Raw genomic sequence first — 20,418 nt, 5'->3', positions numbered from 1 at the left:
TGGCCGGGAGGCGGTGCGGCATCGACGCGGATGCCGCGTGCCTGGGATCAGCGATCAGCGCTCGAGGGATCAGCGATCGAGGGAGTAGGTCACGTGGATCGTGGTGTCTACCTCGACGGGATCGCCGTTGAGCAGGTAGGGCTTGTAGGTCCATTGGCGGACTGCGTCCATGGCGGAGCGTTGAAGCTCCGCGGGGCCGGAGACGACCTTGAGGTTCTGCATGGTGCCGTCTTTGCCGATCACGGCCTGGAGGACGATGGTGCCCTGGATTTTGGCCTTTTTTGCCTCGGGCGGGTAGACGGGGTCGACGCGGGTGAGCACCTGCCCGGCCATGACCTTGCCTGGAACGACGAGCGGCTTGCCCGTGGTAGCCGGGGAGCGTGGGCCGGGCGTTGTGGCGGCAGGGACCTGAACGTCGAGGCTCAGTGCCAGGGCAGAGGCGCAGGTACCGAGGGCGAGCGAGGAGCAGGCGGCCAGGGTGAGGCTCCTGCGCGCCCACCCGATGGGCTGCTTGGGTTGGGTCAGCATGGTGATTCTCCTTTCAAACGCGTTGGCATCGAGGATCCCGATGGCGTGGGGGACGGGGGCTCGCCGGGGCTGCAGGCACAGCGCGGCCAGCCGCAAGAGGGAACGCGCATACTGCTGTTCGCCTGCCGTGGCCGCGGCGGCCAGTTGGTCGCAGAGCATTTCGCGCGTCTCGGTGACACGGCTGCGCGCGCGCCGGGCGAACGGATGGTAGTGGACCGGCAGGGCGAGCAGTTCGTAGAGAAGGTTGAGGGCGAAGTCGCGCCGGGCGATGTGCGCGCACTCGTGCGCCAAGGCGGTGCGGAGGTCTTCGGGCCGGACCCTGTGGGGGAAGCCGACAGGCAACAGGACCATGGGTCGTCGCAGGCCGATCGAGACGGGGCCCGCAATGGCGTGCGAGGTCGCAAGCGCGGGAGCGCGGCGCGTGCCGGCGAGGCCGAAGTGGCGGCAGCAGGCAGCCCAGCAGAGCGCGGCCTCGCCGGTGAGGTGCGCGGGGGTGGCCTCACGCGCGATGGAGCGGACGCGTCCGCTCCGCCAGAGCAGGCGGGCGGCGACATACAGCAGCACCGCTGCGTAGGCCAGGGTCGCGGTAGCAAGCAGGGCATGGGGAAGGCGAAGCTGCTCAAGCGCGAGGCCGGGACCAAAGCTGACGGAGACGTGCGCCCGGGTGCCATGGCCACGCGACCGGGCCACGGCACCAGGCTGCGCAGCCACTGCCACGAAACCGGTGGACAGGCCGGGAGCAGGCACTGCAGCACGGCGCAGCCGACCCAGAGCCGGTGCTCCGCCGCGATGCCCAGGGCACGGATGGGCCGCGCCATCCACGAGGCCGCGGCATACAGCAGCGGCACCTGCCAGAGCGAGTTGCCGAGGTAAGCCAGGAGCCACGTGGACAGCGCGGAGAGAAACGGGTGCGCGAAGGAGAACATCAGGCGCCCTCCTTGTTCCGGTGCTTCTTGTCTTTCCTGTCTTTCTTGTCTTTTCTTTCTTTCTTCTTCTTGTCCGGCTCGGCGAGGGCGTCGGGCGCGGGCAGGATTTCAAGCCGCTCGGCGAGGGCGGCAAGCCGGTCGGGGTCGATCTCGCGGTTGTGGACGAGGCTCATGACGAGTTCCTCGGGGGAGCCGCCGAACATGCGATCGATGAGGTCGCGCACGGCGTGGCCGGAGGCGCGGGCTTCCGTAACGGTGGCGGTGTAGACGTAGGAGCGGCCCGCAAGCGCGCGGGTGAGCTTTTGCTTGCGCTCCAGGATGTTGAGCATGGTCTGCACGGTGGTGTAGGCCAGGGCTCCGCCGAGCTCCTCCTGCACCTCGCCGACCGTGCCCGGTCCGCGCCTCCAGATCGCCTGCATCACCCTGAGTTCGAGCGGGGTGAGCGCGCTTTTCTCCTGCTTCGCCATTCCTGCCTCCTAATTGCTTAGGACATTAGGCCGGCGTCGCGATGCTCGTCAACTAAAAATTTAGGAGTGGCGCGTTTTCGCCTTTTTCACGGGTTAAGGCGCTCGCTCTGAGCCACGGAAAGTTTGCAGCGGATGGTGTGTCTTTGCCACACACCGTGAGGGGGGTGGACGGATGGGCCGGGATGCGGCGCTTTACAATCCCTACATGACTTTCAACCAGACACCACGCACGTTGGCGCAACAGGATCCGGAGATTGCAGCGGCACTGAAGGCGGAGGCTACGCGGCAGCACGAGGGCCTCGAGATGATTGCCTCGGAGAACTTTGTCTCGGAGTCGGTGCTGGAGGCAGCGGGATCGGTGCTGACCAACAAGTACGCCGAAGGCTACCCGGGCAAGCGGTACTACGGGGGCTGCGAGTACGCGGACGTGGTGGAGACGCTGGCGCGGGAGCGGGCCAAGCGGCTGTTCGGGGCGAGCTATGTGAATGTGCAGCCGCACTCGGGCTCGCAGGCCAACGCGGCGGTGATGATGGCGCTGCTGGAGCCGGGCGACACGATCCTGGGGCTGGACCTGGCGCATGGCGGCCACCTGACACATGGGCACAAGCTGAACTTCTCGGGCAAGCTGTACCGGGTGGCGAGCTACGCGGTGTCGCGCGAGACCGAAACGATCGACTATGACGAGCTGGAGCAGATTGCGGAACGCGAGCGGCCGAAGCTGCTGATCGGTGGCGGCTCGGCGTATCCGCGACAGTTTGACTTTGCGCGGATGCGGGCGATCGCGGACAAGGTGGGCGCGAAGCTGATGATCGACATGGCGCACTTCGCCGGGCTGGTGGCAGGCGGCGTGCACCCGTCGCCGCTGCCACATGCCGACGTGGTGACGACCACCACGCACAAGACGCTGCGCGGGCCGCGGTCGGGGATGATCCTGGCGGGTGGCGATGGTGTGGGGGCGCATGGGACGGCTGTGTCCGGGGCGACGCACAACGCAGGCGAGCTGCAGGCGGCGGAGCTGGACAAGCTGGGCAAACTGATTGACCGCTGCGTATTTCCGGGACAGCAGGGCGGTCCGTTGATGCACGTGGTGGCAGCCAAGGCCGTGGCGTTTCGCGAGGCGCTGGAGCCGGGCTTCGCGGGGTATGCGGCGCTGGTGGTGCGCAATGCGCAGGCGCTGTGCCGCGGGCTTGAGGCGCACGGCTTCCGGTTGATCTCGGGCGGCACCGATACCCATGTGGTGCTGATGGACGTGTTTGAGCGGGGCATGCTGGGCTCGGAAGCCGAGGCAGCGCTGGGTGCGGCGGGGATCACGGTGAACAAGAACGCGATTCCATTCGACACTAACCCGCCGATGAAGCCTTCGGGAATCCGTCTGGGCACGCCGGCGCTGTCTACGCGCGGGATGGGCGAGGCGGAGATGGAAGTGATCGCGGGATGGATTGCACAGGCGCTCGATGCGCGCGCGGATGCCGGAAAGCTGGAGCGCATCAAGGGCGAGGTTGCGGAGCTTTGTGAGCGCTTCCCGCTGTATGCGCGGCGGCGGGCGGAAGAGGCCGTGGAAGCCAGGCAGCCGGAGCTGGTGCGGGCGTAGATCGGCAGTCGACGGGGGTAGAAGGCAAAGGGTTCTGCTGCGTGGCGGCAGAACCCTTTCTGTTTGTGTTTGACCAACGGCCGGGCGGCGCGCCGGGTGGGACTAGGGCCCGGCGACAAAGGCCTGGAGGCCGGCGTGCTGCGCGTGGGCTTCGATGGCCTGCTGGATCTGCAGGGCGAGTGCCAGGGCGGCGCGGGCATCGGCACCGGTAACGGCGGGTGCTTCGCTTGAGCGGATGGCGTGAAGGAAGGCCTGGAGCTCGAGCCGGAGGGGCTCTCCCTGCTGGACCGAGGGCTTTTGCATGCCCAGTGTTGGCAGCGAGCTGCCGGCAGCGGGTGCCTCGATTGGGGGGACGGGTGCGCTTGCGGGCGGCTGCACTTCGATCACCAGGAGGTCCTGCCGGGCATAGTCGATGGACAGGTACTGGTGCGGCTGGAAGAAGCGCAGCTTGCGGACGCGCTCGGTAGAGACACGCGATGCAGTGAAGTTGGCGACGCAGCCGGACTCGAACTCGACGCGCACGTTGGCGATGTCGGTCTTGCGGGAAAGGATGGGCAGGCCCACGGCGTGGACGTGGCGCACAGCCGACTGCGCGAGGTGCAGCACGATGTCGAGGTCGTGAATCATGAGGTCGAGCACCACGTCGACGTCGAGCGAGCGCGGAGAAAAAATGCTGAGGCGGTGCGCCTCAAAGAACATGGGGCCGCGCAGCAGGGGCGCGAGCGCTGCCACAGCAGGATTGAAGCGCTCGAGATGGCCGACCATGAGCACGCGCTGGTACTGGGCCGCAAGGGCGATCAGGTCGTCGGCCTCGGCAAGGGTGCTGCTGATGGGCTTCTCCACCAGCACGTGGATGCCCGCGGCCAGGAGCTGGGCGGCGACCGCGTGATGGAGCGAGGTGGGAACGCAGACGCTGGCGGCATCGACGCGCAGGTCGCCGCGTGCGATGGCAGCCAGCATGTCCTCGGTGGAGCGGAACACCGGGACGCCGGCGTCGGCGATGCGGGCGGGGTCAGGATCGACCACGGCGGCGAGATGCAGAGACGGGTCGGCAGCGGCGAGCTCGCGATACACACGCACGTGGTTGCGGCCGAAGGCGCCGGCACCGCAGACGGCCAGGTGGAGAGTGCCGGGGTCGAGCGGGAGAGATGCGAGGGACATTGCGGCGGTGTGCTCCTGGTGTGCGCTGCGCGGCGGCCCGGGCGGCGGCTCCCTTTACGATGCGGGCGGGTCAGCCTATGCAGGCCGGGTGTCTGGGCTGGCGGGAAGCGGCGCAAGGGGCTGGCGCGGTGTGGCGGCGGGGTGTATCAGCCTGCTCATCCGTTCTGGAGCCACACCCTGAAGCCAGACCTTGGAGCCACGCTGTGCGAGCCTGGGGCCGAGCCCTGGGTGACCGGGCAGCGCCGTAGCGACACTGCCCCGGTGAGGCTGCGGCCGCCGGCAGATTACTCGCCCTGGATGGTGGACAGGCAGCGGCTGTAGAGGTCGAGCAGGAGGGTCACCTGGTCCTCAGGCTTTTGCGTGGCCGGGGCGGTGAAGCCGGTGGAGGGGCTGGTGGTGCGGAGGATGTTGGTGGTGGAGGCAACGAACTTGAGCAGGTCGAGTGCGATGTCCTCGTTGCGGCGCACATGGTTGCCGCTGGTGATCTGGTCTTTCTGCGATGCGGACACTGTCTGGTCTGTCTGAGACATGGAAAACTCTCCGAGGGAAAGACCCTCCGAGGCCGATGCTAACAAATCGGCAGGCTTGGCTGCTTGCTAGAGGCGGGTGAGCACGGCCACGACGCGGCCGACAACGAGATCCGCGGGGGAGGCGGCGGGCGGGACGGGCAGCAGTTCCACCGGGTAGTGGAGGGCGTGGGGACGCAACAGGAAGTGCTTCTGCTCAAAGACGAGGAAGCCGAGGTGCAGGGCGCCGCGCACCTCGACGGCAAAGATGTCGTCGGGAGCACCGGTGGGCATGTTGGTGTGACGATCCAGCACCACGATGGAGTTGGGGCGCAGGCGCGGCTCCATGGGAGCGGCCTGCTCGGCGGAAAGGGCGATGGCGACGAAGCGCTCGCGAGCGACGCGGCGGCGACCGTCCTGCGGCCCGTGGAGCTGCGCGAGCATGGCCGGCGGCAGCGTGACATAGGCACTGACGGAGGCTGCCCGGATGAACTCATCATGCATGGCGCTTTGCGACGAGGTGATGGGGATGCCCTGGGAGGGCGAGGGATCAGCTTTTGCGGGCGCAGGAAAAAGCTCAGCGGCGGAGAGACCAAGTGCAGCGAGCACACGGTCAAGCGCAGGCAGGCTGAGTCGCCGCTTATTGCGGAGGAAGTTCGAAATGTGCGGCTGCTGCAAGCCTGTTTTGCGCGCGAGCAGTGAAGCTGTGATCACTCCCCGCTCAATTCTGTCGAGCAATTCCAAGCGCAACCGCTCATGCAATTGCGAAAAATTCATCTGGCGGAAAATGGCACAAAAATGCCGGGAAGCTATGGCTGTTCCCTGACAAAGGATTGCCCAAAGGCAAGTGTCGCCGAACAGATCGGCTGCCGCTCTGTAAGTTGCGAATTCTGAAACTTATTCGCGTAACTAGCGGTTGCTTATAGCGATTGACGCAGTGGGGTGGAGGGGGGGTAGGGTGGGGGTACTTTCACCCGAAGATTGTGCCGGAATGCGCGTGGGACGCGGGTTTTCGTGCATTTCGCGCCCTGGCGCGAAATGCACGCTGCGACGCTCCAGCGGCAGTTCCGGTACAGGAAAAAAAAGTGAAAGAAAATTGTGCGCTCGCCAATATGGTTACCGAAGAAAAGGCGAAATCAGGCTGAACGGGGCGAAGCGGGGGGACTTCCAGAAGCGATTTTGGACTTTTTCAACAGGCCTGCGGAGAGTGTTGCAGTGATTTTTTCGACTTGTGAGGGCAAATGACCTACCAGCGCGTTGATTTGAAGGTGTGCGAGGGATGCGGAACGCTGTGGTTCCGAAAGCAGCAGGGAGCCGGGGTGTACTGCGCACCATGCGTGGATGTTTTGCAGCATTTTCCCGATCCAAAGACGCGCCTGCGACCGGGGCGACCGCCCAAGAAGCAGGCAGGCCGGGTGGGGCTGGCTGAGGGCGCCGGGTACGAGCCGAATGTGGCCGCGGGCGGTGTCCGTTGAGCGGCGGCATGGCGATGCGGGTACCGCAGGTGAGTGCATGGCAAAACCTCCCGGTGGATCCTCGAAAGAAAAAGGGAACGGTGATGGTGCCGATCACATCGCTGGCCTTTTACCGACGGTACACGGAGTTGTTGCTGCGGCGATACATGCAAGTTTCGCTGCGGATGGGCCAGGTGCCGTCGGTGCTTGGCAACTGCATGTTCCGGGGCAAGGTATCGAGCTACCGGGTGCGGAGCTTCGAGGACGCGGTGATTTTTGTGTATGACGTCGACCGGTGCCTCCGGCAGCTGAGCCCGGAGGAGAAGGAGCTGGTGGCGCGGATCGCGCTGCAGGAGTACACGCAGGCGGAGGCGGCGGATTTAACCAAGCAGAGCCTGCGGACGGTGGTGCGGAAGTACGGCGAGGCGATTGACCGGCTCACGGCTATTTTCCTGGAGAAGGAGTTGCTGGAGGTGGGTCCGCTGTACGACGGGCAGTAGCGTGCGTGTGCGTGGGGCCCGAGGCAGGGGAAGTAGCTCCTGCCTCGGGGATGGCGCGGTGGGCGCGGGTGGGCGCGGTGAGGGACGCGCGGACTCACGGAATCTGGGGCAGTCCGGTGCGATGGGGCAGGTGTTTTTGTGCGCAAACAAGTGGGCGCACGGCCGCGCGGCGGCGGTAGAGTGTCGGTGCGCCTCGCGGCGCCTTGCGCACGTTCGCAGGATGAGGAGGGAACCATGGCCGTGCCCGGAAGAAAGTTCGCCGCGGTGGTGTGCCTGTTGCTGGTGAGCCCGCTGGTGGCGGAATACCTGCTGGGCGACCTCCCGATCACGCTGCTGGCGGTGCTGGCGGTGCTGGTGCCGGCTTACGGGGGAGCGGCCGTGCTGGTGCGCGAGACAGCGCGACGCCGGGGCCAGGGGTGGCCGGGGATGCTGCTGCTGGGTGCGGCGTACGGGCTGGCCAGCGAGGGCCTTGTGACGCAGTCGCTGTTCAACCCGGACTACCTGAAGATACACATGCACCTGCTGGACCATGCGTACGTGCCGGAGTGGGGCATTGGCGCATGGTGGACGCTGCTGATGCTGAACCTGCACACGTTCTGGAGCATGGGCGTGTCGATCGCGCTGGTGGAGGCTTTGTTTCCGGAGGAAGCCCATGTGCCGTGGCTTGGACGGGGCGGCGTGGCCCTGGTGGCCGTGGTGTTTGTGCTGGGCTCGGCCGCAAGTTTCGCCATTGGGTGGAAGCAGAACCATTTTGTGGCCTCGGCGGCGCAGCTTGTGAGCGTGGCGGGGCTGAGCCTGTTGCTGGTGGGCGCTGCATGGCTGCTGCCGGTGCGCGGGGCCAGCGCCGGGGCCGGCGGCGTGCCGAGCCCGTGGGCGACAGGAGCGGCGACCTTTGTGCTGGGCATGGGCGTGCTGCAGACGCCGGCCCGCTGGGGCTGGGGTGCGGTATTGGCCATGCTGGCGCTGGACGCGGTGTTCCTGATGCTGCTGTCGGTGTATACGCAGAGGGCAAAATGGGGTGGGCTGCATGCGCTGAGCGTGGCGGCAGCCGGGGCGATGGACTATGGAGTGCGGGCGTTTGCGCAGAAGCCGCTGCTCGGTGGGATCGTGGCCATGCGGGTCAGCAATGCTGTGCTGCTGGTGGCCGCGGTGTGGCTGGTGTGGCTGGGTGCGCGGCGCGTTGTGCGCGCGCGGCAGGCGGCGCAGCAAGCGGCACGACATTTTGGGAGCTGAGCGGGCTCGGGTCCGGGGCTCGGGTCCGGGGCTCGGGTCCGGGGCTCGGGTTGAAAATCGCGAGTGGAAGCATGGCGACTGGGTACGGCCGGTGTTGCCGGGATGGCATGGCTGGCGGCGAGTACAGCGCGGCTGGACGCTGCACCCTTTCGCAGTTTTTTGTGCGCCAACCAGAGCCGCCGGCTTATGGCTGACCAGTGGACTGAACTCTCCAAGAGCTATGGGTGCCTGTCACGGATCATCTGGAATCGATCAGTTCGTGTTGACTGCGATCGAACAGGTCGCGTCGCGTTGATGGGAGGGCGCGTATCGCGACCGGGAGCAAATGTGATTGTGGGCGTGGCGCGTGGCCTTTCAATCGCGGCATGTGCATGAAGGCTGTTCTGCGGATTGCGTTCTGTTGCTTGCTGCTTGCGCCCTGGATCGGGCCGGCTGGGGTGTGCTGAGCGCAGGGGGCTGGGCCGGGGCGTTGGCGGGGAACGGGTGATGCGGGCTGGTGGTCGCAACCTGTTTGTTCTGGAACTCCAACCATCGAAGGGCGTGCTCGCGGGCAGCATGGACGGGCCTGTGAAGCTGACGAATACCAACGGTCGTTTGCGAATATTGGCGTGGCCGTGCGCCACGACCCGGTGGTGGGCGCAACGCTCCGGGGCGGCGTGCTGCACATCACGGTTCGAAGCGCGCGCGACCCCGGCATACCGACAAGTACGCCATGCGGTTGAACCCCGAGGGAGCGTCGGGGCAATGGGACGAGCTGCCTCCGGAGATTGCGCTGGACCCGCTCAGCTTTGACCGGGTTGCCGCCGGGGCGGCGGTGCGGGCGCGGTGGCTGTGTGGGCGCGGTAGCTGCGCCTGCATGGAAAAGGCGATGGCCGAACAGGTTAGTGACGGACTGGCGGTGGCCAATCGTGGGGTGTGCTGGGTATAGTTGGGCGCCGATGCGCAACACACAGAAACTGTCCAACGATCCGCTGCCGAAGAGTCATTACGAGGTGCTGGACGGCCTGCGCGGCGTTGCGGCACTGCTTGTGGTTGCGTTCCACGCCCTTGAACCCAACGACTACGGCGTGCGCTTCCGGCAGATCATCAATCACGGCTACCTGGCCGTGGATTTTTTCTTCCTGCTTTCGGGTTTTGTGGTGGCGTATGCCTACGACGACCGCTGGACCCGCATGGGCCAGTGGGAGTTTTACAAGCGGCGCCTGATTCGTCTGCAACCGATGGTGATCGTTGGCAGCCTGATTGGCGCGGCGCTGTTTTACTTCCAGGGCGGCCCTGCTTTCAAGCTGGTCAGCGCGACGCCAGTGTGGAGCATGCTGCTGGTGATGCTGCTGGGCTGCACGCTGCTGCCGCTGCCGACGCAGCTCGATATTCGCGGCTGGGACGAGATGCATCCGCTGGACGGGCCGGCGTGGTCGCTGTTCTTCGAGTACGTCGCGAACATCCTGTATGCGGTGGGCCTGCGCAAGCTCTCGAACCGGTGGATGGGCGTGCTGTGCGCGCTGTCTGCCGCTTTCCTGGTGCACATGCTGGTGACGGGCGAGGGCGATGTGATCGGGGGATGGGCGCTGAATGCGCCGCAGCTCCACATCGGCTTTGCACGGCTCATGTTTCCGTTTTTCGCGGGCGTGCTGTTGATGCGTTCGGGCTGGCGGCTGCCGATGCGACAGGGCTTCCTGGTGTGCAGTGTTTTGCTGGTGGTGTGCTTTTCGCTGCCACGTTTTGGCGGTCCTGAGCACCTGTGGGTGAATGGGCTGTACGAGGCGTTCTGCATCATCGTGGTGTTCCCGATCATTGTGGCGATCGGCGCGGGGCAGCGGGATGCGGGCAATGTTTCGACGCGGCTGTGCCGGCTGTTCGGCGATATCTCGTATCCGCTGTACATCACGCATTATCCGCTGATCTACATTTACACGGCATGGATTGCGCGTGGGCCGCGCACGCTGGCCGAGCGGGCGGGATGGGGCGTGCTGCTGTGGCTGGTGGCGGTGGCGATGGCGTATGCGTGCCTGAAGCTGTATGACGAGCCGGTGCGTGCGTGGCTGAGCCGGCGCTTTCTGCGGGGCGGGCGACCGGGTGCGACGGTGCATATTCCAGGGATGGACCCTGCGTTCCCTGTGGACGTGCCGCGGGGCTGAGAGTGCTGCAGGATGGGCCCGCTTCCATCGGACGCGGGGTGCGTCAGTGGTCGGAGCGACAGGTGGCCGGAGCGAGGCGCCCCGCGTCCGCCAGGGCCGCAAGAATGGTCGCGATCACAACCTGTGGCTGATTGTACTGAATGAAATGGCCCGAATCGGGGACGACGCGGTTGCGGCTGCACGTGGAGAGGGCAGCCAGACGGTCGTGTCCCGCGCGCCAGAAGCGGTAGTACTTCGCCTGGTCGGCGGGGGTGAAGTCGGACGGGGCAGCCGGGTGACGGCTGGCGGTGAGCACCGTGAGCGGGAGCGCGCCGAGGCTCCCGGGGCGCATGGGGATTTCGCGATCGTTCACCGTAGCGCCGTGGCGTTTGCGAAACGTGCTCTGGAACTCGGACAGGAGCGCCGCAGCATAGGCGGGGCTGCTGTCGATACGGTTCAAGGCACGATGCAGCGCGGAGTCGGCATTGGGCGGCTGATCGAGGCAGGGCGAGGATGCACGCAGCGCGAGGATGCCGGAGCGCACCAGGTCGAGACAGTGCTGCGCCGAGCGGATCCACGCTGCGTTGCCGGCTTCGAGCTCCGCGGCCCTGGCGGGAGCGAGACCGTAGCGGGTGAAGTCCTGCTGGCCGGGAAAGCCCGGGTCGACCAGTACGAGTGCCGCGACCTCGCTGCGATGTTGCTGTGCGAACCGTACCGCGTACATGCCGCCGTTGGAGTGGCCGACCAGAAGCAAGGGTCGAGGCAGAGCGGCGCGCTCGCCGAGTTGATGCAGATCGTCGACGGCATTGTCGACATCGGACCTTCGCCGCGCTGGATCGCTGAAGCCGAAGCCTGCGCGATCGTAAGCGCAGGCAGTGGTATGACGCGCCACGACGGCCTGCACGAAGCGCCAGTCAAAGACACCACCGCCCGTGCCGGACTCAAAGAGGATGGTGGGTGCGCCCGAGCCGAGGCAGACAAGATTGAGTCGGCGTCCATCGCGTAGATAGACCTGTCGCTGTGGCGCGGTGAGCAGACTGGTCGGGACCACGGGTGCGGCAGTGCTGGTGAACGCTGGCTGCACGACCTGTAGACGCGGCGCGGCAAGCAATGCGGGGATGAAGCCGGCTAGCCACAGCGACCAGAGCAGCGCGAACCGCAGGCTTTGCATGGCTCGAGTGTAAACAGCGCCCGTGCCTATGCGGGTGCGCGCATGGAACAGGCGCGGATCGCCTCTTGTGAGTGGGATAGGCGAACGAACCAAGCATCACTTTTGCGGCCGACAGGCGCCACGATGCGGGTAGCATGAAGCATGAAGAAAAGTGCTTCCGAGTCCCTCGGTTCCGCGAACGGCGTTGCAGCAACAGGCGGAGCAAGTCGCAGACAGTTCCTGAAAGTCTCCGGGGTAGTTACAGCCGCGACGTTTCTTGGAAACGATTCCACGGCGATGGCAGCAGCCGAGACGCACATGGATGGTGCAGCGGCGGCAAGCGCTGCAGGCGCGGCCACGGCGAGTCCGGTGGAGCTGGTGAACCTGCTGCAGGGAACGCAGTCGACGCCGCGTTTCTCGCATGGCAACACGCTGCCGATTGCGGCGACGCCGTTCGGGATGGCGCACTGGACGATCCAGACGGACGCGGGGACGCCGTGGTTTTTTCAGCCGTGGAACCGGCGTACGCAGGGGTTCCGGTGCACGCACCAGTTGAGTCCGTGGCTGTATGACTATGGCTCTGCAACATTTTTGCCGGTGTCGGGCAGCGTCACCCCGGACGCGAGCGCGCGGGCTTCTTCGTATATTCCAGAGCAGGCAAAGCTTGCGCCGAACTCTCTCGAACTGTTTCTGCTGCGCTATCGCGCCAGGGTGGAACTGGTGCCGACGACGCGCTGTTCGGTGATCACCGCGAAGTACGACGCGGCGCTGCCGGGTGACACGCCGCGCAAGCCCGGACTGATTATCGACATTCCGAAGCTTGCGGGCGAAGTGCAGCAGCACAAGGAGTCGCGGCGGATCGAGTTTGCGTCGAGCGAGAGCTCGGGTGGCACGCCGGACGGGTTTGCGTGCTACTACGTGGTGGAGTTCGCGGAGGTGTGGGAGAGCTGCGTGGTGGCGGAGCACAAGGATCGCTCGGGCGCGGTGCGGCAGACGGTCGCGGTGTCGTTTGCGCAGGGCGAGCACCTGGAAGCGCGGATCGGGACGTCATTTATTTCGGCAGAGCAGGCGCTGTTCAATCTCGAGCAGGAGGTGGGCAAGGCCGATGCTGCGACGTTGAAGCAGCGTGCGGCGGAGGAATGGAACGGCATGCTGGGGCGCATCGCGATTGAGGGTGCGAGCCTGGAGCAGCAGCGCACGTTTTACTCGTGTCTTTACCGGACGATGCTGTTCCCGCGGACCTTTCATGAGCCGGTGCCACAGGGCTCGGGAGTGCATCATTACTCCGCGTTCAACGGCAAGGTGGAGCCGGGGGTGATGTATGCGGATCACGGGTACTGGGACGTGTATCGCGCTTGGTATCCGCTGGCGAGCCTGTTGTTTCCGGAGAAGCTTGCGGAGATTTTGCAGGCGTGGGTGAACGCGTACAAGGAAGGCGGCTGGTTTCCGCAGTTTCCGGCGCCGGGGTATCGCGCGTGCATGTCGGGCAGCCTGATCGATTCGCTGTTTGCGGACGCGATCGTGAAGAACGTGGGGATGTTTGACCGCGAGGTGGTATTTGCGGGGCTGAAGAAGCACGCAACGCAAGTGGGCGACCCGGACAAGGGGTTTGGCCGCGTGGGTGTAACCGAGTACATGCAGCTGCACTATGTGCCTGCGGACAAGATCGAGCAGTCGGTGGCGGAGACGGCGGATGCGGCGTATGGGGATTTCTGCATTGCGCAGATTGCCAGATCGCTGGGCAAGACGGACGACTACGCGCATTTTATGGAGCGCTCGAAGTACTGGCGCAATATCTATGACACGGAGGTGAAGTTTTTCCGCGGCAAGAATGCGGATGGCTCGTGGCTGGCGCCGTTCAACTCGTTCGTGTGGGGCAGCCCGTATGAAGAGGGCTCGGCGTGGCAGCACCGCTGGGATGCGCCGCACGCGATTGCGGACGTGATGGAGAGCATGGGCGGCAAGGCCGCGGCGGCCGAAGCGCTGGAGCAGATGCTGGCGACGCCGCCGATCTTCGAGGTGGGCGTGTACGGCTCGGAGATTCACGAGATGTCGGAGATGGCGGCGGTGCCGTTCGGGCAGTATGCGCACTCGAACCAGCCGTCGCACCACATGCTGTACCTGTTTGCGCATGCGGGCAAGGCGGAGCGGTTGCAGTTCTGGGCGCGCAGGGTGATGAACGAGCTGTACTCGCCGGACGGGTTTGCGGGCGACGAGGATACGGGCTCGATGGCGGCGTGGTATGTGCTGAGCGCACTGGGTATTTACCAGGTGTGCCCGGCGGTGCCGGAGTACACGTTTGGCAGCCCGCTGTTTCAGCGCGCCACGGTGCAGCTCGCGGGCGGCAAGAAGCTGGTGGTGGAAGCGCCGGGTAACACGCCGGAGACGGTGTATGTGCGGTCGGTGCGCTTCAACGGGAAACAGCAGGCGGGGCCGGTAATTGCGCATGACGCACTGGTGCGTGGTGGCACGCTGGAGTTCGCGATGAGTGCGCAGAAGCAGGGGTAAGTGCGCCTGCTGTTGTTGACGCGGGTGTGTGGGTGAGGGTGGTTTGTGGACATGCGGCTGCGCGTTGCGCGGCCGCATGCATTGGAGGTGTTGCTTGGGCTGGAAGCGTGTGTCGGTGCGTGGGTTGGTGCTGGGCTGGATGGCGGCCGGGCTGGTGGTGGGTGCGCAGACGCAGGGCGCGGTGCAGGACCGTGCGGCGGAGGTGAATCCGTTCATCGGCACGGCGAATGGCGGGAACGTGTTTCCGGGAGCGACGATGCCGTTCGGGATGGTGCAGTTCAGCCCGGAGGCCTCGCCGATTTCGCCGAAGCGCATGATTGCGGCGCCGGGCGGGTATGAGTATCGCGCGACGCAATTGCGTGGTTTCTCGCTGACCAACGTGGAGGGCTGGGGGTGCGCGGGCGGCTCGGGCGATGTGCCGCTGATGCCGACGACAAGAGCAATCGACGCGTCGCCTTCGAAGGATTTCCGCACGAGCTATGCAGCCGGGTTTACGCATGCGGATGAGAAGGCTGTGCCGGGTTCCTACGAAGTGCGGCTTGCGGACGGCGTCCAAGTGAAGCTGGCGGCAGGACTCCGTTCGGGGGCGGCTTCGTTTGCGTTTCCGGAGGGGCAGCCGGCGCGGGTGCTGGTGCGCACGTCGGACTCGGAGGCTGGCTCGACCGAGGCCTCGACGCAGGTGGACGTCGCGACCGGCACGGTGCGCGGGTCGGTGCGCAGCGGTAACTTTTGCGGTTACATTAATGAGGCCGATCGACGCGCTTACTACACGGTGTACTTCGTGGCGCATTTTGACCGCGCGGTCGAAGAGCATGGCGCGTGGAAAGACACCACGTTGATGCCGGGCGCTGCGGAGGTGAGCGGCGGCACGGGGTTCGGCGCGAAGGGGTTTCCCGAGGCCGGGCACGGGTCGGGGGTGTGGCTGGGGTTTGGCAAAGGCGGCGCGGTGCACGTGCGGGTGGGTATCTCGTATGTGAGTGAGGCCAATGCGGAGCAGAACCTTGCCGCGGAAAGCACGAGCGGCGCGAGCGTGGACGAGGTTGCGGCGAAGGCACGGGCTGCGTGGAACAAGCGGCTCGGGCAGATTGCGGTGGAGGGTGGCACGGCTGACCAGCGCACGGTGTTCAGCACGGCGCTGTACCACGCGCTGCAGACGCCTACGACGTACAGCGACGTGAATGGGCAGTATCGCGGCATGGATGGCGCGGTGCACCAGGTGGTGGCGAAGCAGGGCGCGCAGTATGCAAACTTCTCCGGGTGGGATGTGTACCGGTCGCAGTTGCAGTTGGTGACGTGGCTGGACCCGGCGGTGGGCAGCGACATCGCGCAGAGCCTTCTGAACCAGTCGGTGCAGGACGGCGGACGGTGGGACCGGTGGACGCACATGGGCGGAGCGACGCACGTGATGAACGGCGACCCCGCGGCGCCGGCGATTGCGGATATCTGGGCGTTTGGCGGCAGGCAGTTCGATGCAAAGGCTGCGCTGGCGTCGCTGGTGCGTGCGGCGGAGGTGCCGACCGCGCAGGACCTGGATGCGAAGGGCTGCCCGGTGGAGTGCCCCGGGGAGCGGCCTGGCCTCGACCAGTACTTGAAGCTGCATTACATCCCGCTGGGTGCGCCAGCGTGGGGCGCGGCGGCGGATACGCTGGAGGATGCGACGGCGGACTTTGGCATTTCGGCGCTGGCCGGTCACCTGGGCGATGCGGCGACACAAAATCGGTTCGTGGTGCGCGCGCAGTACTGGAAGAACATCTGGAACCCGAGGGCCGCGCCGGATGGCGGCTACTTTATGGATCGCAACGCCGATGGAAGCTGGCCGACCAACGAAGGCGATGACGACAACGACAGCGACCATGCGCCGCACCCGTTTACGCCGGGCACGGGCGCAGGCTTTGTGGAAGGCACGGCCGCACAATATGTGTGGATGGTGCCGTTCAACGAAGCGGGACTGTTTGCCACGATGGGCGGGATGGACAAGGCGCGGGCGCGGCTTGATAAGTTTTTCTATGACGACAAGGGCGCGCCTGCCGTGACCAACGCTGGACCGCTGCATGCGGAGCTGAATAACGAGCCGTCGGTGGAGACGCCGTGGCTGTATGACTTTGCAGGCGAGCCATGGAAGACGCAGCAGCTGGTGCGGCAGGTGCTCGACACGCTGTGGACGAATACACCCAAGGGGATCCCGGGCAACGATGACCTGGGGGAGATGTCGTCGTGGGGCGTGTTCGCAATGATGGGGCTGTACCCGGAGATCCCGGGGCGTGCGGAGTTTGTGCTGGGCAGTCCGCTGTTTGATCGCGTGGTGGTGCACCGGGCTGCGGGCGATGTGCGGATTGAAGCGCAGCGCGGTGCGCAGGGGGATGCAGCGCATGCGTTCTATGTGGACGCGTTGCTCGTGGACGGCAAGCCGAGCTCGCGGACGTGGCTGCCGGAGCAGTTTGCGCTCAAGGGCGGCACGCTGCGGTTTGTGTTGTCGGCAAAGCCAAACGCGCAGTGGGGGACACAGCCCGGCGATGCGCCGCCTTCGTTTGGAGCAGAGGGCGCGGCACAGCGTTGATGCGGGATTGGCCCGGCCGCGAATGCTGATGGGAGCACGGAAAAGCGGTGGTGAGGCTCGAGTGGTACCGAGACTCACCACCGCTTCTTTTGCGTGTGCAGAGTGCGTGCTTACTGGATGGTGACGGGGTGGAGGATCGGGGCGAGGATCGGGCAGAGCAGCGGCTCGAGACCGACCGCTGAGGGAACGGCCAGCGTCATCGAGGTGAAGACAACGTTGCGGTTGTTGGGGAGAGTGATGCCGGTCACGAGCTTGAGCGGGTTGAGCGGGAGCGTGTAGAGGTAGAGGTTGAAGTCCTGCACGTCGGTGGTGCCGTCGTTGTTGTCGCGATAAGCGGTGGAGATGGCGAGGGACTCGTTGGCGTAGCCGGAAAGCGCGGACCAGTCACTGAAGCTCTGGTTGACGGAGTCGACGGTACCGTCGGAGTACTGGATGACGACGGGCTGATCGAGCTGGTCGCCCTGCACGGCGCTGCCCAGCAGTTTGAGGCTGGTGTAGTGCCCGAGCGGGAGAGCGATGGTTTGCCCCGCGCCGTACACCACGTTGGGGACGCTGCTGCCCGCGAGGTGGAACTGTGCGAGACCAACGGCAACTTCTTCGCCGGAGGGCGAGGCGTCCTGCAGCAGGTTGGCGGAGTACGCAGTGCCGCCGCCGTCGTAGCCGCCGTCGACAGGGAAGGTGGCGCCATCGGGATAGATGCCGGTGGCGTTGTACTTGCCGGCGAGGTTGACTTCCTTACCGAGGGGCAGGTCCGACAGGGTGGCGGCGAGGATGACCACGGCGCGGTTGGTGGGCAGCGTCATGCTCTTGACGGTCTTGGCGTTGTTGAGCAGCAGCGTGTAGCTGTAGAGGTTGAACTGGCGAGGGTCGGCGACGCCGGCGGCGGTGTTGCGATACGGCATAGCCACGGCTTCACCTTCATCGACGTTGACCGATGGGGTGAACCAGTCACTGAAGCTGGGGGTTAGCTGCGCCGTGGTGCCATCTGTATACGTGACGGTTACCGCTTGCGCGGACTGGTTGCCATCGATGCCGGTGGCGAGCAGTTGCAGGGCGTTGAAGCGGCCAGAGGGAAGAGCGACGACCTGGCCCGCGCCGTAGACCGCATCCGCAACGTTGGCGGCACCGAGGCGGAACAGCACACCGTTGAGTACGCGGCTGCCGGTGAGCAGCGTGGAGGAGAAGGCATACCCGCCGCCGTCGAGCCCTCCGTCGGTGAAGGCGGTGCCGTCGGTGCGGATGGCGGCCAGGTTGTAGCTCTTTGATAGATCAACCGGGGTGCCGAGGCCGCAGAGGCCGAGTGCCGCGCTGACCGCCACGGACAACGAGGGTACGACGCGGGTGGTGGCGCCAGCGGTGCCGGAGACGTGAAGGAGCGAGCCGCTGGTTGCGGGGGCGGTGGCGCCTGCCTTGAGGGTCAGCGTGCTGCTGGTCGTGGTGGTAGCCGGGGAAAAGCCGCCGGTGACGAAAGGCGGCAGGCTGGTGAGCGCAAGGCTGACGGGAGTGGAGAAGCCGTTGATGGCATCGACCGCAACTGCAGCGGAAGCGCTTGCACCCTGGTTGACGTAGAGCGTGGCGGGCGTTGCCGTGAGGGTGAAGTCAGGCAGCGCGAGCTGGACGTAGGCGGTGTGCGTGATGCCGTTGCTGGTGCCCGTGACGGCCGCGACGAAGTTGCCGCCGGGCGTGGCGGAGGTGGTGCTGATGGAGAGCGTGGTTTGGGCTGAGCCGGTGAGGGTCGTAGTGGCGAGCTCGGCGGTGACACCGGCGGGCGCACTGATGACCTGAACGCTGAGATCGACCGGGGCGGTAAAGCCATTCGTTGGCGATACTGTCACCGTGGTAGTTGCCGATGCGCCGGGTACGAGCTGCAGCGTGACAGGGCTTGCGGAGAGTGCGAAGTTGGGCGCAGCGGCGAGCGATGCGGGCGCGAGCGTGTTGAGCATGGACTGGCCGTCGGGCGTGCCCCAGCCGGTGGTGAGGTCGTAGCCGGGCACAGCCTGGAACATGTCGGGGCTGGTGGTATTGAAGTCGTTGCCGGTGACGATGTCGTGGAAGATGGTGGTGTAGGACGAGCCCTGGCCAAGCTGATAGAAGGTCGGGTTGACGAAGCCGATGGGATTGCCTGCGGCCTGCTCATTGGCGAGCGCGAGGAAACCGGCCCAGCGCGGCGCGGCGAGACTGGTGCCGCCGATGCCGTCCTGGCAGCTGCCGTTGGCGCAGTAGAAGTTGTCGGTGTTGGCTTCCATCGCGATGTCAGGGATGTTGCGGTACGCAGTGGAACCCTGGTTGGCGCTGTTGATGACGGGTGCCTGGTAGGCGGGGATGGGCGATTGCGTGCTCCAGCCGCCGCCGCTGCCGACCCACGCGCTCTCGGACTGCCATGCGCCGCCGGGGCCGGTGGTGACGAGATCGGTGCCGCCGACATCGGTGACGTTGGGGCTGTTGCCGGGGTAGCCGACATCGCCCACGTTGGCGCCGCTGTCGCCGGACGCGATGAAAAGGTTCTGCCCCTGCGCGGCGAGCTGCATGAAGACCTGCTCATAGCCGGGCTCGGTGGAAGGCGTGCCGCCGAAGCCGAAGGAGAGGCTGAGCTGCTTGGCCACGTCGTCGCTGGCGGCCTGCGCAAAGGCGGTGAGCGCATCGCTGCCGGAGCCGTAGGCCTCGTAGATGAGCAGGCCAGAAAGGCCGGGGGCCATGGAGATGGCCTGCTCCATGTCGATCACTTCTTCTCCGTCGTCGCAGCCGGAGCAGACGCCATCGACGTCGAGCAGGATGTTGTAGATCGGCACGTTGAGCGGCTGGTTGACGGCCTTGAAGTAGGCGTTGACGTCGCTGATGTTGTAGGGGCCGAGCTCAACAAGCGCGACAGACTGGCCTGCTCCGTCGAGAGATACACCGGGCGCGTAGGCGGCACGCATGTCGCTGCCGAGAAACTGACCGCTGTCGCCGGAGCCGGTGGTGTTGGCGTGGACGGCGTTGGCGTGCGCGAGCATGGGCTGAGGGAGCGTGCGGGTGCTGAGGCCGACGACGTTGAGGATGGGCAGCGTGGCATCGGCGGTGGGCTCTGCATCGGGCGCGTAGTACTTCGCGGCGGCCGCGGTGCGCTGGTGGAACTGCATGGTGACAGCGAAGGCCTTGTTGATCTGCGTGGGTGTGCCGCGCACGTTGAGCAGCAGGCGGTTGGAGAAAGTTCTTACCACGGTGAAGCCCTGCGATCTGGCGAAGGCGGTGACGCGATCGTAGTCGGCCTGGGTAGGCGCGAAGCGCTCGGCGAACTCGGCCCTGGAGAGATAGCGATGGTAGCTGGGGCTCTTGGGATCCTGCTGTGCGCGCAGAAGCTGCTGCAGCTCGGCGGTGTTGCGCAACGGCAGCGTGATGCCGAAGGGGAGAAGCTGCGAGTCAGGCACGTTGCCGACCGCAGGCTCAGCGGCGGGGGCCGCAAGTTTGCTGGGCAGTGCGCGACGTTGCTGAGCAACGCTGCTCGCCGGCAGCAGCAGCGGCGTGGACAGCAGAAGACTGGTGATGAGGAAGTGGGGGCGGCGCCTGATCTTGTGCAAGGGTGCTCCTGTGCCTGCGTGATTGCTGCGAAAAAAACTGCCTGCGGTGGATGCGACACACCATACCTCAAAATGCGCGCGAGGTCATCAGCAACCTGCAGTGGAGCGCGATCGACGGGCCGTGGCTGGTAACGTTTCCAAGATTGCGGAGATTTGGCAGAAT

The 20,418-nt window shown here is 65.9% G+C and carries 14 protein-coding genes; 7 read left to right on the top strand and 7 right to left on the bottom strand.

Features of this window, described 5'->3' with window-relative positions:
* Nucleotides 1-69 precede the first annotated feature (69 nt).
* Together D1Y84_RS08065 and D1Y84_RS08060 are read right to left on the bottom strand one after the other, a co-directional pair.
* Nucleotides 70-1,218, bottom strand: coding sequence for a M56 family metallopeptidase (locus D1Y84_RS08065; protein ID WP_158615382.1), 1,149 nt, complete (start codon nucleotides 1,216-1,218; stop codon nucleotides 70-72).
* A gap of 235 nt (nucleotides 1,219-1,453) precedes the next feature.
* Nucleotides 1,454-1,921: a BlaI/MecI/CopY family transcriptional regulator gene (locus D1Y84_RS08060; protein WP_124848056.1), complete on the bottom strand. Its 468-nt coding sequence runs from the start codon at nucleotides 1,919-1,921 to the stop codon at nucleotides 1,454-1,456.
* A 172-nt stretch (nucleotides 1,922-2,093) separates the two neighbouring features.
* Between D1Y84_RS08060 and glyA the strand changes: the two genes are divergently transcribed.
* Nucleotides 2,094-3,512 (top strand): serine hydroxymethyltransferase, encoded by a 1,419-nt coding sequence (gene glyA, locus D1Y84_RS08055; RefSeq protein ID WP_305000441.1) that lies wholly within the window; start codon nucleotides 2,094-2,096, stop codon nucleotides 3,510-3,512.
* Nucleotides 3,513-3,614: 102 nt separating this feature from the next.
* On the opposite strand, the gene D1Y84_RS08050 is transcribed toward glyA, so the two are convergent.
* The 3 genes from D1Y84_RS08050 to D1Y84_RS08040 form a co-directional block, all read right to left on the bottom strand.
* Nucleotides 3,615-4,673: a Gfo/Idh/MocA family protein gene (locus D1Y84_RS08050; RefSeq protein WP_124848055.1), complete on the bottom strand. Its 1,059-nt coding sequence runs from the start codon at nucleotides 4,671-4,673 to the stop codon at nucleotides 3,615-3,617.
* A gap of 284 nt (nucleotides 4,674-4,957) precedes the next feature.
* Nucleotides 4,958-5,203 carry a hypothetical protein gene (locus tag D1Y84_RS08045; protein WP_233581269.1) on the bottom strand — a complete coding sequence of 82 codons (246 nt, stop codon included), beginning with the start codon at nucleotides 5,201-5,203 and terminating at the stop codon, nucleotides 4,958-4,960.
* A 66-nt stretch (nucleotides 5,204-5,269) separates the two neighbouring features.
* Nucleotides 5,270-5,893 carry a helix-turn-helix domain-containing protein gene (locus D1Y84_RS08040; protein WP_158615381.1) on the bottom strand — a complete coding sequence of 208 codons (624 nt, stop codon included), beginning with the start codon at nucleotides 5,891-5,893 and terminating at the stop codon, nucleotides 5,270-5,272.
* An 844-nt stretch (nucleotides 5,894-6,737) separates the two neighbouring features.
* On the opposite strand from D1Y84_RS08040, the gene D1Y84_RS08035 reads away from it, so the two are divergent.
* The 4 genes from D1Y84_RS08035 (at nucleotide 6,738) to D1Y84_RS08020 (ending at nucleotide 10,504) form a co-directional block, all read left to right on the top strand.
* Complete coding sequence (locus tag D1Y84_RS08035) at nucleotides 6,738-7,133, top strand: sigma factor-like helix-turn-helix DNA-binding protein (protein ID WP_158615380.1); 396 nt, start codon at nucleotides 6,738-6,740, stop codon at nucleotides 7,131-7,133.
* A gap of 234 nt (nucleotides 7,134-7,367) precedes the next feature.
* Nucleotides 7,368-8,366 (top strand): hypothetical protein, encoded by a 999-nt coding sequence (locus tag D1Y84_RS08030; protein WP_124848052.1) that lies wholly within the window; start codon nucleotides 7,368-7,370, stop codon nucleotides 8,364-8,366.
* 712 nt (nucleotides 8,367-9,078) lie between these two features.
* The gene (locus D1Y84_RS08025; protein ID WP_124848051.1) at nucleotides 9,079-9,294 is read left to right on the top strand and encodes a hypothetical protein; all 216 of its coding nucleotides are present in this window, start codon (nucleotides 9,079-9,081) and stop codon (nucleotides 9,292-9,294) included.
* Nucleotides 9,295-9,304: 10 nt separating this feature from the next.
* Complete coding sequence (locus tag D1Y84_RS08020; RefSeq protein ID WP_124848050.1) at nucleotides 9,305-10,504, top strand: acyltransferase; 1,200 nt, start codon at nucleotides 9,305-9,307, stop codon at nucleotides 10,502-10,504.
* 43 nt (nucleotides 10,505-10,547) lie between these two features.
* Here D1Y84_RS08020 and D1Y84_RS08015 read toward each other — a convergent pair whose 3' ends face one another.
* The gene (locus tag D1Y84_RS08015; protein WP_124848049.1) at nucleotides 10,548-11,654 is read right to left on the bottom strand and encodes an alpha/beta fold hydrolase; all 1,107 of its coding nucleotides are present in this window, start codon (nucleotides 11,652-11,654) and stop codon (nucleotides 10,548-10,550) included.
* A 141-nt stretch (nucleotides 11,655-11,795) separates the two neighbouring features.
* Between D1Y84_RS08015 and D1Y84_RS08010 the strand changes: the two genes are divergently transcribed.
* Together D1Y84_RS08010 and D1Y84_RS08005 are read left to right on the top strand one after the other, a co-directional pair.
* Nucleotides 11,796-14,141 (top strand): GH92 family glycosyl hydrolase, encoded by a 2,346-nt coding sequence (locus tag D1Y84_RS08010; RefSeq protein ID WP_124848048.1) that lies wholly within the window; start codon nucleotides 11,796-11,798, stop codon nucleotides 14,139-14,141.
* A 94-nt stretch (nucleotides 14,142-14,235) separates the two neighbouring features.
* Nucleotides 14,236-16,698, top strand: a complete 2,463-nt coding sequence (locus tag D1Y84_RS08005; protein WP_233581268.1) for a GH92 family glycosyl hydrolase — start codon at nucleotides 14,236-14,238, stop codon at nucleotides 16,696-16,698.
* Between the two features lie 110 nt (nucleotides 16,699-16,808).
* Here D1Y84_RS08005 and D1Y84_RS08000 read toward each other — a convergent pair whose 3' ends face one another.
* Nucleotides 16,809-20,255: a S53 family serine peptidase gene (locus D1Y84_RS08000; RefSeq protein WP_124848047.1), complete on the bottom strand. Its 3,447-nt coding sequence runs from the start codon at nucleotides 20,253-20,255 to the stop codon at nucleotides 16,809-16,811.
* Between the last annotated feature and the right edge of the window lie 163 nt (nucleotides 20,256-20,418).

Origin of the sequence: Acidipila sp. EB88, assembly GCF_003858395.1 — a bacterium.
GTDB lineage: Bacteria > Acidobacteriota > Terriglobia > Terriglobales > Acidobacteriaceae > EB88.
The sequence above is the reverse complement of the archived record's forward strand: the minus strand, read 5'-3'. Positions and strand labels throughout refer to the sequence as shown.

What these genes read in the sequence shown, in the direction of transcription:
- D1Y84_RS08045 (WP_233581269.1), bottom strand. Translation starts at nt 5,203, where the DNA reads ATGTCTCAGACAGACCAGACAGTGTCCGCATCGCAGAAAGACCAGATC.
- glyA (WP_305000441.1), top strand. Translation starts at nt 2,094, where the DNA reads ATGGGCCGGGATGCGGCGCTTTACAATCCCTACATGACTTTCAACCAG.
- D1Y84_RS08010 (WP_124848048.1), top strand. Translation starts at nt 11,796, where the DNA reads ATGAAGAAAAGTGCTTCCGAGTCCCTCGGTTCCGCGAACGGCGTTGCA.
- D1Y84_RS08030 (WP_124848052.1), top strand. Translation starts at nt 7,368, where the DNA reads ATGGCCGTGCCCGGAAGAAAGTTCGCCGCGGTGGTGTGCCTGTTGCTG.
- D1Y84_RS08060 (WP_124848056.1), bottom strand. Translation starts at nt 1,921, where the DNA reads ATGGCGAAGCAGGAGAAAAGCGCGCTCACCCCGCTCGAACTCAGGGTG.
- D1Y84_RS08020 (WP_124848050.1), top strand. Translation starts at nt 9,305, where the DNA reads ATGCGCAACACACAGAAACTGTCCAACGATCCGCTGCCGAAGAGTCAT.
- D1Y84_RS08050 (WP_124848055.1), bottom strand. Translation starts at nt 4,673, where the DNA reads ATGTCCCTCGCATCTCTCCCGCTCGACCCCGGCACTCTCCACCTGGCC.
- D1Y84_RS08015 (WP_124848049.1), bottom strand. Translation starts at nt 11,654, where the DNA reads ATGCAAAGCCTGCGGTTCGCGCTGCTCTGGTCGCTGTGGCTAGCCGGC.
- D1Y84_RS08025 (WP_124848051.1), top strand. Translation starts at nt 9,079, where the DNA reads ATGCGGTTGAACCCCGAGGGAGCGTCGGGGCAATGGGACGAGCTGCCT.
- D1Y84_RS08035 (WP_158615380.1), top strand. Translation starts at nt 6,738, where the DNA reads ATGGTGCCGATCACATCGCTGGCCTTTTACCGACGGTACACGGAGTTG.